Annotated in this window: 14 protein-coding genes; 5 read left to right on the top strand and 9 right to left on the bottom strand. The window is 67.3% G+C overall.

Translation table 11 applies throughout. The features are described 5' to 3' along the window. Positions 1-112: 112 nt before the first annotated feature. From QFZ83_RS30685 to QFZ83_RS30665, 5 genes are all read left to right on the top strand, one after another. Positions 113-1,318: an ABC transporter substrate-binding protein gene (locus QFZ83_RS30685; protein ID WP_013538853.1), complete on the top strand. Its 1,206-nt coding sequence runs from the start codon at positions 113-115 to the stop codon at positions 1,316-1,318. Positions 1,319-1,447: 129 nt separating this feature from the next. Further along, entirely contained in the window at positions 1,448-2,368 is a 921-nt protein-coding gene (locus QFZ83_RS30680; RefSeq protein WP_306881083.1) for a branched-chain amino acid ABC transporter permease, read from the top strand. After that, a complete protein-coding gene (locus tag QFZ83_RS30675; RefSeq protein WP_306881082.1) occupies positions 2,365-3,327 on the top strand; it encodes a branched-chain amino acid ABC transporter permease in 963 nt (320 codons plus the stop codon). The genes QFZ83_RS30680 and QFZ83_RS30675 overlap by 4 nt, the downstream gene beginning before the upstream one ends. Beyond that, positions 3,324-4,079, top strand: a complete 756-nt coding sequence (locus tag QFZ83_RS30670) for an ABC transporter ATP-binding protein (protein ID WP_013538850.1) — start codon at positions 3,324-3,326, stop codon at positions 4,077-4,079. The genes QFZ83_RS30675 and QFZ83_RS30670 overlap by 4 nt, the downstream gene beginning before the upstream one ends. Next, positions 4,076-4,804, top strand: coding sequence for an ABC transporter ATP-binding protein (locus QFZ83_RS30665; protein ID WP_306881081.1), 729 nt, complete (start codon positions 4,076-4,078; stop codon positions 4,802-4,804). The genes QFZ83_RS30670 and QFZ83_RS30665 overlap by 4 nt, the downstream gene beginning before the upstream one ends. Before the next feature lie 7 nt (positions 4,805-4,811). Here QFZ83_RS30665 and QFZ83_RS30660 read toward each other — a convergent pair whose 3' ends face one another. The 9 genes from QFZ83_RS30660 to QFZ83_RS30620 all read right to left on the bottom strand — a co-directional run bounded on the left by QFZ83_RS30660 (position 4,812) and on the right by QFZ83_RS30620 (position 14,604). After that, positions 4,812-5,423 (bottom strand): class I SAM-dependent methyltransferase, encoded by a 612-nt coding sequence (locus tag QFZ83_RS30660; protein ID WP_307512131.1) that lies wholly within the window; start codon positions 5,421-5,423, stop codon positions 4,812-4,814. 108 nt (positions 5,424-5,531) lie between these two features. Continuing rightward, entirely contained in the window at positions 5,532-6,989 is a 1,458-nt protein-coding gene (locus QFZ83_RS30655; protein WP_306881079.1) for a SulP family inorganic anion transporter, read from the bottom strand. A gap of 235 nt (positions 6,990-7,224) precedes the next feature. Beyond that, positions 7,225-7,938, bottom strand: a complete 714-nt coding sequence (locus QFZ83_RS30650) for an SDR family oxidoreductase (RefSeq protein ID WP_306881078.1) — start codon at positions 7,936-7,938, stop codon at positions 7,225-7,227. A 433-nt stretch (positions 7,939-8,371) separates the two neighbouring features. Beyond that, a complete protein-coding gene (locus tag QFZ83_RS30645) occupies positions 8,372-9,448 on the bottom strand; it encodes an IS110 family transposase (RefSeq protein WP_306883359.1) in 1,077 nt (358 codons plus the stop codon). Between the two features lie 283 nt (positions 9,449-9,731). Beyond that, positions 9,732-10,343 carry a glutathione S-transferase gene (locus QFZ83_RS30640; protein ID WP_307512128.1) on the bottom strand — a complete coding sequence of 204 codons (612 nt, stop codon included), beginning with the start codon at positions 10,341-10,343 and terminating at the stop codon, positions 9,732-9,734. Between the two features lie 32 nt (positions 10,344-10,375). Continuing rightward, positions 10,376-11,254, bottom strand: coding sequence for an acyl-CoA thioesterase II (locus QFZ83_RS30635; protein WP_306881076.1), 879 nt, complete (start codon positions 11,252-11,254; stop codon positions 10,376-10,378). A gap of 259 nt (positions 11,255-11,513) precedes the next feature. Beyond that, positions 11,514-12,131 (bottom strand): hypothetical protein, encoded by a 618-nt coding sequence (locus QFZ83_RS30630; RefSeq protein ID WP_307512127.1) that lies wholly within the window; start codon positions 12,129-12,131, stop codon positions 11,514-11,516. Positions 12,132-12,268: 137 nt separating this feature from the next. Continuing rightward, positions 12,269-13,624, bottom strand: coding sequence for an FAD-dependent oxidoreductase (locus QFZ83_RS30625; RefSeq protein ID WP_307512125.1), 1,356 nt, complete (start codon positions 13,622-13,624; stop codon positions 12,269-12,271). Continuing rightward, on the bottom strand, positions 13,624-14,604 hold the full coding sequence (locus QFZ83_RS30620; RefSeq protein ID WP_307512123.1) for a tripartite tricarboxylate transporter substrate binding protein: 981 nt from the start codon (positions 14,602-14,604) through the stop codon (positions 13,624-13,626). The genes QFZ83_RS30625 and QFZ83_RS30620 overlap by 1 nt, the downstream gene beginning before the upstream one ends. Between the last annotated feature and the right edge of the window lie 64 nt (positions 14,605-14,668).

The following is a 14,668-nucleotide window of genomic DNA, read 5'->3' as shown; positions in this document are numbered from 1 at the left end:
TGACACTAAATCGTTTACGGCTAAAGTATTTAGCCATCAACGGTTCGATGTTGCCGGTGCTGCATGACGCGGTGCCGGTGCATCGTTTCATCCTTCCTCCCTCGGAGAACCCATGAGCCACCTGTCCCCGAAGTCGCCCGCGCTGCCGCGCACCCTCGTCTCGTTGCTGCTCTGCGGCGCAGCCCTTGGTACCGCGGCTTCGGCCATGGCCGCCCCCGTGAAGGTGGGTTTGGCCCTCGACATCTCGGGGCCTTTCGCGGCATTGGGCGCCGAGGCGCGCGACGGTTTCGCGCTCGGCATCAAGCAACTGAACGGCAAGCTCGGCGGGCAGGACGTCGAATTCGTGCAGGCCGACATGGCCGGCAGCCCCGACCAGGCCAAGCAGCTGGTCGACCGCATGATCCAGCGCGACAAGATCGACATCTTCAGCGGCCCCATCGGCTCCAACGTGGCGCTGGCCGTGGGCCCCACGCTCTTCAACGCCAAGGTGCCGTACCTCTCGGCCAACGCCGGCCCGAGCCAGTTCGCGGGCGCACAGTGCAATGCGTATTTCTTCGGCACCGCCTACCAGAACGACCAGTTCCACGAGGCCGCAGGCAAGTTCGCACAAGACCGCGGCTTCAAGAAGACCGTGCTCATCGCCCCCAACTACCCCGCCGGCAAGGATGCACTGGGCGGCTTCAAGCGCCAGTTCAAGGGCCAGGTGGCCGACGAGCTCTACACCAAGCTCGGCCAGATCGACTACGCCGCCGAGCTCGCGCAGCTGCGCGCGGCCAAGCCCGACTCGATCTACTTCTTCTTGCCCGGCGCGATGGGCATCAACTTCATCAAGCAGTTCGTGGGCGCGGGTCTGTCGAAGGACATCACGCTGGTCACCAGCGGCTTCTCGGCCGACGAGGACGTGATCGGCGCCGTCGGCGAGCCGATGCTTGGCCTCTTCAACACCTCGCACTGGGCGCACGACCTGGACAACCCCGCCAACAAGGCGTTCGTGGCCGCGTTCCGCAAGGAATACAACGGCCGCTACCCGTCGGTGTACGCGGCGCAGGCCTATGACGCGATCCTCGCGATGGACGCGGCCGTGAAGCAATCGGGCGGCAACGCACAGAACCGCGAAGCCGTGGTCGCAGCGCTGAAGAAGGCCAACTACGCCTCCACGCGCGGCGCGTTCAAGTACGCGAACAACCATTACCCCATCGAGAACTTCTACCTGCGCGTGATCGGCAAGGATGCGCAGGGCAAGGTCACGAACAAGCTGATCAACACCGTGCTGACGAACTACGGCGACAGCTACGCCGACAAGTGCCCCTTGAAGTAAGGCTCGCCCCAGGACCGCGCGGCACTTCGTGTCCGCTTCTCCTTCCCCCACCGGGGGCAACACCTGAGGCCCGGCAAGCCGGTTCCTCGGTGTTTCTCGAATGAAACCACGGGCAACGCTCTTCATCCTATGAGTGGAATTCTTGTTCTCGAGCAGCTGCTCAACGGCCTGGGCTACGGCCTGATGCTGTTCCTGCTCGCCGCGGGCCTCACGCTGGTGTTCGGCATCATGGACGTGCTGAACCTCGCGCACGGTTCGCTGTTCATGTCGGGCGCGTACGTGGCGGCCGAGGCGCACACACGAACCGGCTCGTTCACCGCCGCCATCGTGATCGCGGTGGCGGTCACCGTCGTGGTGGCGCTGCTGCTCGAAGTGCTGCTGATGCGCCGCCTCTACACCCGCGATCACCTCGCGCAGGTGCTCGCCACCTTCGGCGTGATCCTGGTGGCCGACGACATCGTGACGATGGCCTGGGGCCCCTCGCCGGTGATGGCGCCGACGCCCGCCGCGCTCTCGGGTCCGGTCAACCTGATGGAGGGCCTGCCCTACCCGGCCTACCGCCTCGTGATCCTCATCGGCGGTCTGCTGGTGGCGCTCGCGCTCTACCTTCTGGTGAACCACACGCGCATCGGCATGCGGGTGCGCGCGGGCGCATCCGACCGGCCGATGGCCGAGCTGATGGGCGTGCGCGTGGGCCGCATCTTCAACGGCGTGTTCCTGCTCGGCGCGGCACTCGCCGCACTGGCAGGCGCGCTGATGGGGCCCATCGTCGCGGTGCAGGTCGGCATGGGCGAGGCCATCCTGATCCCGGCGCTGGTGGTGCTGGTGATCGGCGGCATCGGTTCGGTGCGCGGTGCCTTCGTGGCCGCCCTGCTGGTGGGCGTGGTCGACACCATCGGCCGCGCGTTCGTGCCGATGCTGCTGCGCGCCACGCTGCCGCCCGCCACGGCCGCCGACCTCGGGCCGCTCTTCGCCGAAGTCGCGATGTACGCGCTGATGGTGATTGTTCTGATCTTCCGGCCCTCCGGACTCTTTTCGGCGCGCGCATGAAGCTCTCCTCACGCTCCATCGGCCTCGGGCTGGTCTTTCTGCTGCTTGCGGCGTTTCCGCTGGTCGCGCCCTTGTTCGGGCTCGACTTCTACATCGGCTTCGTGCGCCGCGTGCTCATCGTCGCGCTGGCCGCGGCGAGCCTCAACTTCATCCTCGGCTTCGGCGGCATGGTGGCGCTCGGGCATGCGGGCTTCATCGGCATGGGCGCGTACACGGTGGTGGCGCTCAGCGATGCGGGCGTGATGTCGGCGTGGGTGATGTGGCCGCTGGCCGCGCTGGTGGCCGGCATCGTCGCCGCGCTGATCGGCACGGTGGCGCTGCGCACGCGCGGCGTCTACTTCATCATGACCACGCTGGCCTTCGCGCAGATGCTGTACTTCGTGGTGGTGTCGCTGCGCCGCTATGGCGGCGACGACGGCTACACGCTTATGAGCCGGCCGACGCTCTTGCCCGGGCTCGACCTCGGCAACGAATCGAACTTCTACTGGGTCGTGCTGGTCATCGTGGCGCTCGCGCTCTGGTGGCTGCACCGCGCGACGCAATCGCGCTTCGGCCATGCACTCATGGGCATCCGCGACAACGAGACGCGCATGCGCGCACTGGGCTACCCGGTGTTCCGGCTGCAGCTGGTGGCCTTCGCGATCGCCGGCGCCATCGCCGGGCTCGCGGGTGCGCTTCTTGCAGGCGGCAACGGCTTCGTCAGTCCCGCGACGATGCACTGGACGCAATCGGCCACGCTGCTGGTGATGGTGGTGATCGGCGGGCTCGGCCGCAGCTGGGGCGGGCCGGTGGGCGCCATCGTGTGGCTGCTGCTCGAAGAGTTCCTGAAGCAGCACACCGAGCACTGGCACATGCCGCTGGGCCTGCTTTTGATCGCCGTCGCGCTGTGGGCACCCAAGGGACTGGCAGCACTCGCGCGCCGCCATCGTGCGGCGCCACTCACCAAGGCAACACCATGAGCCTTTTCAGAATCGAAGGATTGGTCAAGCGCTTCGGCGGCCTGCTGGCGACCGACCATGTGAGCCTCACCGTCGAACGCGGCGAGGTGCATGCGCTGATCGGCCCCAACGGCGCGGGCAAGACCACGCTGGTGAACCTGATCACCGGCCTGCTCAAGGCCGACGCGGGCCGCATCCTGCTCGACGAGATCGACATCACGAAGCTGCGCGACCACCAGCGCGTGGCGGCCGGCATGTCGCGCTGCTTCCAGGTGACGCGCGTGTTCGCCAAGGAGACCGTGCACGACAACCTGATGCTCGCGGCGCAGGCGCACGCGGGCAGCAGCCTGCGCTTCATGGCGCCGCGCGCGACCGAGCGCGACCTGGTGCAGCGCGCCATCGCGCTGGCCGACCGCGTAGGCCTCGGCGGCGAGCGCGACCGCATCGCGGGCACGCTGCCGCACGGTGCGCAGCGCGCGCTCGACGTGGCGCTCGCGCTCGCGGCCGAACCCAAGCTGCTGCTGCTCGACGAGCCGATGGCGGGCATGGGCCCGGACGAATCGGCGCGCATGGTGGAGCTGATCGAATCGCTGCGCGAATCGATGGCCATCCTCCTGATCGAACACGACATGGACGCGGTGTTTCGCCTCGCCAACCGGCTTACGGTGCTGGTGCAAGGCCGCGTGCTGATGAGCGGTACGGCCGACGAAGTGCGCGGGCATCCCGATGTGCAGGCGGTGTACCTCGGTACGGAAGCAGAAGGACACGCATGAGCACGGCGACGACAACGAAGACTTTGCTCGAGGCAAAGTCCATCGAGGCCGGCTACGGCGCGAGCCAAGTGCTCTTCGGCATCGACCTCACGATCGGCGCGGGCGAAGTGCTCGCGCTGCTGGGCCGCAACGGCATGGGCAAGAGCACGCTGCTGAAGGTGCTGACCGGCACGCTCTCGCCGATGCGCGGCGACGTGCAGTTCGGCGGCGCGGCCATCGGCGGCCACAAGCCCGATGCCATCGCGCGGCGCGGCGTGGCCATCGTGCCCGAGGGGCGGCATGTGTTCCCGAACCTCAGCGTCGACGAGCACCTGCGCGCCTTCGCACGGCCGCGCCCCGGCAGCGCGCCGCGCTGGACGGTCGAGGCGCTGTACGGCCTGTTTCCGCGCCTGGCGGAACGCAAGGCCAACGCGGGCAACCAGCTCTCGGGCGGCGAGCAGCAGATGCTGGCGATTGCGCGCGCGCTTTCGACGCACCCGCGCCTGTTGATCCTCGACGAAGCCACCGAGGGCCTGGCCCCGGTGATCCGCGAGGAGATCTGGCATTGCATCGCCACGCTCAAGTCCGAGGGCGAAGCGATCCTGGTGGTCGACAAGTACGTGCAGCGCCTGCTGCCGCTGGCCGACCGGCATGTGATCCTCGAACGCGGACGCGTGGTGTGGCGGGGCGACTCGGCCGCGCTCGACGCCGACCGGTCGCTCTGGACGCGCTACCTGGGCGTGTAGGCCGCCTTCACTCGGGCGGACGGCACGCGAGGAAGCCAGCCCACCGCACGTCCTTGCGACCGATCCACTGCGTGTCCCATTGCAGGCGCAGGCCCGCCGCTTCGAGCGCTTCGGCGAACCGGTCTTTCGCCCAGTAGACGGTCTGGTAGTCGCCGCTGGTCTCGCCTTCGCCGATGCGCATGCCCGCGAGGAAGACCCCGCCGGGCTCGAGCGCGTCGAACACTTTGCTGAGAACGGGCGCAACCTGCTCACGATCGACATGGATCAGCACGGCTATCGCAAGGATCGCGCTGTAGGGCCCGCCCAACGCATCCGTGACGACGTTGAGCAACTCGCCCTTCTTGCCGCGCTCGGCCTGCAGGTCGAGAAACGCCTGCGCCGCATCGGTGCGCCTGACGACCCCACCCAGGGACTCGATGAAGTCCGCGTCCTGCCCCGATCCGGAACCGATCTCCAGCACCGTGCCGCCTGCGGGCACGAGTTGCATCATCCGGCGCAGCGCGTCCACGATCTCGGGCGGTCGGTGGCCCGCCACGATCGCGTTGTATTCACGGGCGGACTCTTCGTAGGACTGGATGGTGCGATCCATGTTCTTCAACACCGGGGCGGGAATTTCCATGGGCGCCTTTCCGCTTCGCCGGACATCCAGCGAAACCGGAAAGGCTAGGTCCAGGACAGCACCCGTTCACGGGGAAAACTACCTAGGACCCAAGCACTACACCCAGCGTTACTCGGGCGCGGCGTCGAGCTGCAGGATCAGGTCGCGGCTGGCCTGGTTGAGCCCCGTCACGTCCACCACGCTGCCGTGCTTGCGCAGCCGCTCGACCACCTTGGTCAGCGCAGCCACGGCGGTGACGTCCCAGAAATGCGCATTCGACACGTCGATGTGCACGGGCGCCCCGTCGATCTCGCGCACGTCGAAGGCATCCACCAGCATGTCGGCCGACGCGAAGAACACCTGGCCCGTGATGCGGTAAGTGCGCAAGCCCTCTTCGCCCACTTCGGCATGCACGTGCAGCAGCCGCGCCACCTTGAAGGTGAAGAACACGCCGCTCAGCAGCACGCCGACGGCCACGCCCGCGGCCAGGTTGTCGGTGGCGACGGTGACCGCCACCGTCGCGAGCATCACCGCGCTCGACATGCGCGGGTGGCGCACCAGCGTGCGCAGCGACCCCCAGTCGAAGGTCGATGCCGACACCATCACCATGATCGCGACCAGCGCGGCCACCGGCACCTGCGACACCCACGGCTTGAGCAGCACCATGAGGATCAGCAGGAAGGCACCCGCGAAGAGCGTCGAAAGCCGGCCGCGCCCGCCGTAGCGCACGTTGCTCACCGTCTGGCCGATCATTCCGCAGCCCGCGATGCCGCCGAAGAAGCTGGCCGCCACGTTCGCCACGCCCAGGCCGCTGCACTCGCGGTTCTTGGAACTCGGCGTGTCGGTGAGCTCGTCCACCACGCTCGCGGTCATCATCGATTCGAGCAGGCCGACCATCGCGATGGCGAAGGCGGGCAGCGCGATGATGCGCAGCGTGTCGAGCGTGAACGGCACCGAGGGGAAGGCGAACGCGGGCAGCGCATCGGGCAGGTGCCCGAGGTCCGCCACGGTCTTGAGCGGCAGGTCGAGCCAGTGGCCGACCAGCGTCACCACCACGATGCACACCAGCGGCGAAGGCACGGCGCGTGTGATGCGCGGCAGCAGGTAGATGACCGCAAGACCGAGCCCCACCATCGCCCAGGTGGCCGTATTAGCGCCGATGAAGTGCGGCATCTGCGCCGCGAAGATCAGGATGGCGAGCGCGTTGACGAAGCCCGTGCGCACCGAGGTCGAGACGAAGCGCATCAGCACGCCCAGGCGCAGCAGGCCGAACACGATCTGCATCGCGCCCGCGAGCACGCCGGCCGCCAACAAGTACTGCAGCCCATGCGCATGCACCAGCGGCGCGGCCACGAGCGCGACCGAGCCCGCAGCGGCCGACACCATGGCCGGGCGCCCGCCGGTGAAGGCGATGACAAGGCTGATCACGAACGATGCGAACAGCCCGACGGCCGGATCGACACCCGCGACAAAAGAGAAAGCGATGACTTCGGGAATGAGCGCGAAGGTGGCGACCGCGCCGGCCATCAGTTCGCGCGGAATGCTCGGGCACCACTCGGTGCGCAGGCGGCTGTGGGAGGAGGACATGGAAAGAGGAAAGCAGCCCGCATGCGCCGGCGAGGCGATGCGGGACAAGGGGCAGAAGGAAGAGAGGCCGGCGCTGCGGCCTCAGGTGTCGCCGTGGCCGAAGCCACAGCGCGTCACTGCGCGATCGTCAAGGAGGCGTAGGCCGCGAGCAGCCGGACTGCCGGCGGCGAATGGGGAAGCGGGGCATCCTCGGACACATGGGGCGCGATTGTAGAGAGCGGCCCGCCCTATGCCTTCACACCGAGCGCGTGATGCCGCCGTCCACGCGCAGGTTCTGCCCGGTGATATAGCCCGCGCCTTCCGAAGCGAGAAAACCGATGGTGGCCGCGATCTCGCTGCTCTTGCCATAGCGACCCATCGGGATGCGCTCGCGGAACACTTCCTTCTCGGGCAGGCTGTCGATGAAGCCGGGCAGCACGTTGTTCATGCGCACGTTGTCGGCGGCGTACTTGTCGGCAAAGAGCTTGGTGAAGGCCGCGAGGCCGGCACGGAACACGCCGGAAGTCGGGAACACCGGGTCGGGCTCGAACGCCGCGAAGGTGGAGATGTTGATGATCGAGCCGCCGCCCTGCTTCACCATCAGCGGCGCCACGAGGCGGCTGGGGCGCACCGCACTCAGCAGGTAGACGTCCATGCCGCGGTGCCAGTCTTCGTCGGAGATCTCGAGGATCGGTGCGCGGGGGCCGTGGCCCGCGCTGTTGACCAGCACGTCGACGCGGCCCCATGTGTCCGTCACCTTGTCGACCAGGCGCTTGATGTCGTCGTTCGACTGATTCGAGCCGGTCACGCCGATGCCACCAAGCTCTTGGGCAAGCGCTTCGCCCTTGCCCGACGACGAGAGGATGGCGACGCGGAAGCCGTCCTCCGCGAGCTTGCGGGCTGCGGCGGCGCCCATGCCGCTGCCGCCGGCGGTGACGATGGCTACTTTCTTTGGTGCTTCAGAAGACATGCGGGTTTCCTTTTTCGTTTCGGGCGAGAGGTGCATTTAGCCAAGGATTCTGGGCGGGTGCACAGGCCACCGGGTACTCCCCTCCGCGAATGTCCTCCGGGCTTCGCCCTCCCCCTTGTACCGGGACTTCTCACCCAGTCAAGGATGTTTTCTTGCCAAGCTGTATTGCCTGCAAGGCGATGAGGATCAAGGCGCAAGGGAACGAGGAACAGACAGCACATCTACCGACGGTCTTGTTGCACCGGCTCGTGGCCGTGCGGACCCAGATACGAACCGCTCAGCGGGGCTCCATTCATTTCTCGTGATGCCCACCTCAATCGGCATCACCAAGGAGGAGTCGAGCTTGCCCGCTGCCGGTCTGACCTGTTCATTGCATCTTGGAACTCACGTCTGGCAAACAAATAAACAACCGAGCTTGTTCAAGTGGATCGCACTACGCTGCAATGACCACCGCGATGGCGCCCGCAGGCTTGGTGCTCACGTGATGCGCATCGAAGGCCCGGCCCCGTGCGAACACGGCCCACAGGATGCGCGCGTTCTTGTTGGCCAGTGCCACCACCGCCTTCTGCCAGCCGGAGCGCTCGCGCAAGGCCTGCGCCCAGCGCGAGATCGGATCGTCGCGCTTGTGCGCCGTCAGCACTATCGACTTGGCCCCCTGGATCAGCAGCGTGCGCAGGTACGAGTCGCCTCGTTTGGTGATGCGCCCCAGGTTGTTCTTGCCGCCGCTGGAGTTCTGTCGGGGCGTCAGGCCCAGCCAGGCGCCGAACTGCGCAGCGTTCTTGAATTGCTTGAAGTCGCCCACCGTGGCCACCACGGCGGATGCGGTGACCGGACCCACGCCCAACAACTGCTCGGCCTGGCGCACCTGCTCACTGGCCTTGCCATGCGCGGCGATTCGTTCGTCGCACTGGTGCATGTGCGCGTCCAGTTCCTGCCAGTGCTCGTAGGCCATCTGCAGCGCCTGCCGGACCATGCCGCTCATCTCGTTGGTAGCATCCTCCATCGCGTCGGGCAGCGCCTGGCGCAACGCCTCGGGGCTTTGAGCGAACACCACCCCGAACTCCGCCAGCAGGCCCCGGATGCGGTTGATGCAGGCAGTGCGCTCTGCCTTGAAGCCCTCGCGCAGGCGGTGAATGCACAGCATGCTCTGCTGCTCCACGCTCTTGATGGGCACGAAGTGCATCTGCGGGCGCGAAGCGGCCTCGCAGATCGCGGCGGCATCGTTGGCGTCGTTCTTGCCGCTCCTGCCCTGCAGCCGATAGGGCAGGACATGTTGCGCGGCGATGATGCGCGCATCCAGCCCCAGGGCGAGCAGCTTGCGTCCCCAGTGATGGGCGCTGGAGCTGGCCTCCATGGCGACCAGGCAACCCGCGGGAAGTTGCACGCACCAGGCCAGGAACTTGTCGCGTCTCAATGCGCGCCCGGTCACGCGCAGCCCAGCGCCGTTCACCGCGTAGACCTGGATGACGCTCTTTGCCAGATCGACACCAACTCGGGTAATCTCGTTCATGGGGCTTCTCCTTCAAAAGGTTTCAGATTGACTTCGCAAATCAATCTTGGCACTCGATGCCGTGACCATGAAGCGAGAAGTCCCTTCGCATTCATTTCGCTGCGGGGAGCACCCGATGCCCTGCGCACTTGGGCACGCTCTGGGTGAACCGCCGATCAACTACTGGTCTGAAAGCGCTCGCGCTGATGGTGGGCTCTGTTTCGCGAAATCAAGGAGGAGCCGAAGGCGGGGGACATTCGCGAAACAGGGCCCACCGTCGGCGCGAGTGCCGCCCTGAACGGACTCAGGCGACAGCCGGCAGCGTCGCCTGCATCGAGGCCCGCTGATTGAACACCTCGAACCACTTCGCCGTGTTCGGCGCCTCGCCGCGCCAATCGACCGACGGAAACCGGAAGTCCATGTAGCCCAGCGTGCAACCAAAGGCGATGGTTCCGATATCGACGCGGTCGCCGAACGACGGTGCCGCCGTTTCGAGCCATTCAAGACCGGTGCGCACCTTCGCGAGCTGGCCCTCGGTCCAGTCGTTCCAACGCAGGGCTTCGGGGCGCAGCATGGTTTCGTAGCGCGCGAGCAGTGCGGCGGCTGTCATGCCGTCGGCGAGGGCCAGTTCGGTGAGACGGGCCCAGCGTTGCGTGCCATCGGCGGGAAACAGCGAACCCGAATGCGTAGCGTCGAGGTATTCGCAGATCACGCGGCTGTCGTACAGCACCTGCCCGTCGTCGCACAGGAAAGTCGGCACCTGGCCGAGCGGGTTCTTCGGGAGGATGGTCGTGTCGCGCTTCACCGGGCCGGCCGCGCTCGGCAGCTTCTCGATGCGGTCGGCAATGCCGAGTTCGTGCGCGACGACCATGCACTTGCGCACGAACGGCGAAGCGGGCGAGTGGAAGATCTTCATTCAGTGTGTCCTTGGGTTGCGGGTCTGTCTTCTTAGCGCACGATACGCAGCATGCCCTCTTGCGCGGTCGAGGCCACGAGCCGGCCGTCGCGCGTGAACAGGCTGCCGCGGCACAGTCCCCGCGCACCGCTCGCGCTGGGCGAATCGAGCACGTAGAGCAGCCAGTCGTCCATGCGGAAATCGCGGTGGAACCACATCGCGTGGTCCAGGCTCGCGGGGCGCACTTGGCCGCTCATGAAGCTCAGGCCGTGCGGCAGCATCGCGGCGCGCAACAAGCCGTGGTCGGAGGCGTAGGCGAGCAGCGCGCGGTGCACGACCGGATCGTCGGGCAGCGGCGCGATGGCGCGCATCCAGATCGCACTTTCCGACGGCCGCACGATGGGCGTGAGCAGGTCATCGGCCTCGACGCGGCGGTATTCGATGCCGTGCGGCTCCAGGCCCTTGATGCGCCAGCGCTCGGGCAGGCGGTCGCCGAGGGCGCGGCGCTGGTCGAGTTCACTCACCAGGCCTTCGGGGCCTTCGACGGCGGGCATCGCGAGCTGGTGTTCGACACCGTCGTCCACCGTCTGGAACGACGCCGACATCTCGAAGATGATCCGCTCCCCCTGGCGCGCCACCACGTGGCGGGTGGTGAAGCTGCGGCCGTCGCGCACGCGGTCGACGCTGTATTCGATGGGCGCGTGCTCGCCCGGCAGCAGGAAGTAGGCGTGCATCGAATGCACCGGCCGGTCGGCACCGACCGTGAGGCTCGCGGCCGCGAGCGACTGGCCGAGCACCTGGCCGCCGAAGACGGCCGGGGTGCCGATGTCTTCGCTCTGGGCTCGAAAGCAGTCGCCGCCGAGCGGTTCGAGCTGCATGAGGGCGACGAGTTCGTCGACGAGGCGGGCGGCGGTGGCGGGATCGGTGGTCATCGGCAAGGGGCAGTCGTCAGTGCAGGAAAAAAGCAGCCTTCGACCATAGCAAAGGACGGGCCGGCGAGCTGTCGCGGCCCGGTCAGAGGCTGAGAGGCAATTCGGCGTGATCGAGCAGCCCCCGCAAACGGTCCCAATCAAGGCGCAAAGCGCAGTCATAGCTCGGGCTATGACGAGCATTTGCAACGCAGAGTGGGGCCGTTTGCGGGGGATGAGCGGTCATGTCGGATTGCCTCTCAGCCTCTCAAGTGCGCTGCCGCTATTTGTAGAAGCAGATGTCCATGAAGCGCGCCCGGCAGCGGTAGTCGGTGCCGCCTTGCACGATGAACATGGGCACGCCGCCCACCAGCAGCTTGCCGCCGTCGTCGTAGATCAGCGGCGACGGGGCGGGTTGCGCCGCGGAGCCGGTGGCGGTTTCCTGCTCGACGTACCTGACGAGGAACGAACGGGAGAAGTCGAGCGTGTCGGCCGGCTTGAGCGGCGCGGCCGCGTAGCGCGTGCCGTAGACGGTGCCGAAGTAGCGCAGCGCCGGGCCGGTGCGGTCGCCGTATTTCATGTCGGTCTTGGCAAAACCGGTCTGGATGAGGAAGGTGCGGTCTTCGGGCGTCAGGTCGGCATCGAAGGCGACGAGCGTGTACGACCCTTCGAAGCTGTTGTTGCGCGCCACCTTGAGTTCGCCGTTGAGGCTGGGCGTGACCTTGGTGCGTCCGCTCCAGCGCAGCAGCGCGGCCACGGACGGGTCGCCGTCGAACACGTAGTGATATTTCTCGGCTGCAACGACGACCTTGCGGCCGTCCTTGGCGGCGAGGAAGCTCACCACTTCGTCCTTGCCGTGGACGGGTTCGCCTTCGGGGGTGCTGGCGCAGCCCCATTGCATGAGGCCGAGCGCGGCGCAGGAAAGGGCGAGGAAGAGACGACGCGCTGGGGTCGAAAACGAAAGGAGGTGCACTTTTCGTCCGGGGTTGGAGTTCATCAAGCCCCGGACTCTAGCGCCATACCGTGGATTCGGTGGCTTCAGCGGTCGAGGTCGGCGCCGTCGGCGACCAGCTTCTTCTGCAGCGCCGGCACATCGACATCCGCAAAATTCGCGCTGCCCAGCGATGCCGCCGCCGTGCCCGCCGCCTGCCCCATCACGAAACAACCGCCGCTCGCGCGCGCGGCCGACTGGCCTTCGTGCGTCATCGCGGCGCAGCGGCCGGCCACCAACAGGTTGTCGACCGTGCGCGGCACCAGCATGCGCCAGGGCAGCTGGTTGTAGGTGCGGTTGTCGTCGCGCGGAAAGGCCCATTCGATGCGGCCGTCGGCATGCATTTCCATCGGCCAGGCATTGATGCCGATGCTGTCGTCGAACCTGGCCGACGAGAGGATGTCTTCGCCCGCGAGCGCATAGAGGCCTTCGATGCGGCGCGTTTCGCGGATGCCGACCTGCGGCGCGATCTCCACGATGGCCGAATGCGCGAAACCCGGCACCTCGGCCTTCATGAACTTGAAGTACTCGGCGATCTGGCGACGGCCTTCGAGCTCGCCCTCGGTGAGTTCGCGCGCATCGACGCCGTTCATCGCGCGGCCGGCCGCGTTGCGAATCTGCGTGACGTTGGCGCGCCATTCGCGCGGGTCGATGTTGGGCCGCAGGATCGCGCCTTCGCGCGGAAATTTGTAGGTGCCGGGCTTCTGCTGCTGCACCTCGGCCATCAGGTCGTTGATGGCCTTGAACTCGCCCACGGCCGCAAGCGCGGGTTCGGCATCGACCTGGCCGACGCGGAACATGGTGGTCGGGAAAAGGCCGCTGCCGTGCCCGTCGCCCACCTCGAAGGGCACGCCCGCGAAGGCGGCCACGTCGGCGTCGCCGCTGGCGTCGATGAAGGCGTTGGCGCGGATCGCCTGCCGTCCCGACTTGGTCTCGACCACGAGCGCCGCGATGCGGTCGCCGTCGCGGATCACCGCCGCCGCCCACGCATGGAACAGCAGGTTCACACCCGCATCGAGCAGCAACTGGTCGGCCGCGATCTTGTAGGCCGAGGTGTCGTAGGAGCGCACGCGGATGCGGCCCTGCATGCCGTCCTGCGGCTTGTTGAGGCCGCCGAGTGCGCCGATGCGTGCGAGCAGGTCGTCGGCCACGCCGCGCACCAGCAGCGTCATCTCTCCGTTGCGCTTGCCGTAGAGGCCGGCGAAGTTGGTCACGCCGCCCGCGGTGCCCATGCCGCCGAGGAAGCCGTAGCGCTCCACCAGCAGGGTGTTGGCGCCGTGGCGCGCGGCGCTCACGGCGGCCGCGATGCCGGCCGGGCCGCCGCCGACCACCACCACGTCGTATTCGCCGAAGACCGGCAGTTCGCGTGCCGGTTCGGTCAGGGTCTTCTGCTGGGCTGCCATCACTGGAGCTTGATGCCGCGGGTGGAAATGATCTTGGTCATGATCGCGGCCTCTTCCGTCACGCGGGTGCGCATGCCGTCCGGCGAGGTGCCCACGGCCTGCCAGCCCTGCTCGAAGAGCTTGCGGCGGACCTCGGGGTTCTTCATGACGACCTCGAGTTCGCGGCTGATGCGCGCCTGCGCAGACTTCGAGAGATTGGCCGGACCGAGCAGCGCCACCCACACCTCGAGGCTGAAGTCCTTCACGCCGGCTTCGGACAGCGGCGGCAGCTCGGGCACCAGCGCGCTGCGTCCGCCGGTGAGGCCGATCGCCTTGAGCTTGCCGGCGCGCACCTGGGGCATGGCCACGCCCGGCGGGATCAGGCCCATCTGCACCTGGTCGCCCAGCATGGCGGTGATGACCTGCGGGTTGCCCTGGTAGGGCACGTGCTCGGGCTTGAAGCCGGCCACGCGGCTCTTGAGCAGTTCCATGCCGAGGTGGCCCACCGAGCCGATGCCCACCGAGCCGTAGTTCCACTTGTCGCCGGCCTGACGCGCGGCGTCGAAGAAGGCGGTGCCCGAGGGCAGGTTGTTCTGCGCCACCAGCACCAGCGGCGCCGTCGCGATCAGCGAGAGATACGTGAAGTCCTTGACAGGGTCGTAAGGCAGCTTGGGGTACAGCATCTTCGACGAGGTGAGATTGCCGTTGATGACCAGGCCCAGCGTGTGGTCGTCGGTGGCCTTGGCCACCTGGTCGGCCGCGATGTTGCCCGAGGCGCCGGCCTTGTTGTCCACCACGATCGGCTGGCCCAGCGCCTTGCCCAGCGGCTCGGCGATGGTGCGCGCCGCGATGTCGGGGGTGGAGCCGCCCGGAAAGCCCACGAGCAGGCGGATGGGTTTGGTCGGCCAGTCGGCGGCCTGTGCGTGGGCGGCGAGCGGCAGCAGGGCGGCGGCGGCGGCCAGGCCGCAGGCGATCAGGAGGGCTCTTTTGGGGGCTTGCATGGGCGAAAAGAACGTGAAAAATTTGTCAAAAAAAGCAAAGAGGGGCAGCTTAACTGCGGGCCAC

The organism is Variovorax sp. W1I1, assembly GCF_030815625.1.
Taxonomy (GTDB): domain Bacteria; phylum Pseudomonadota; class Gammaproteobacteria; order Burkholderiales; family Burkholderiaceae_C; genus Variovorax; species Variovorax paradoxus_C.
This window is presented reverse-complemented; position numbering and strand designations above follow the sequence as displayed.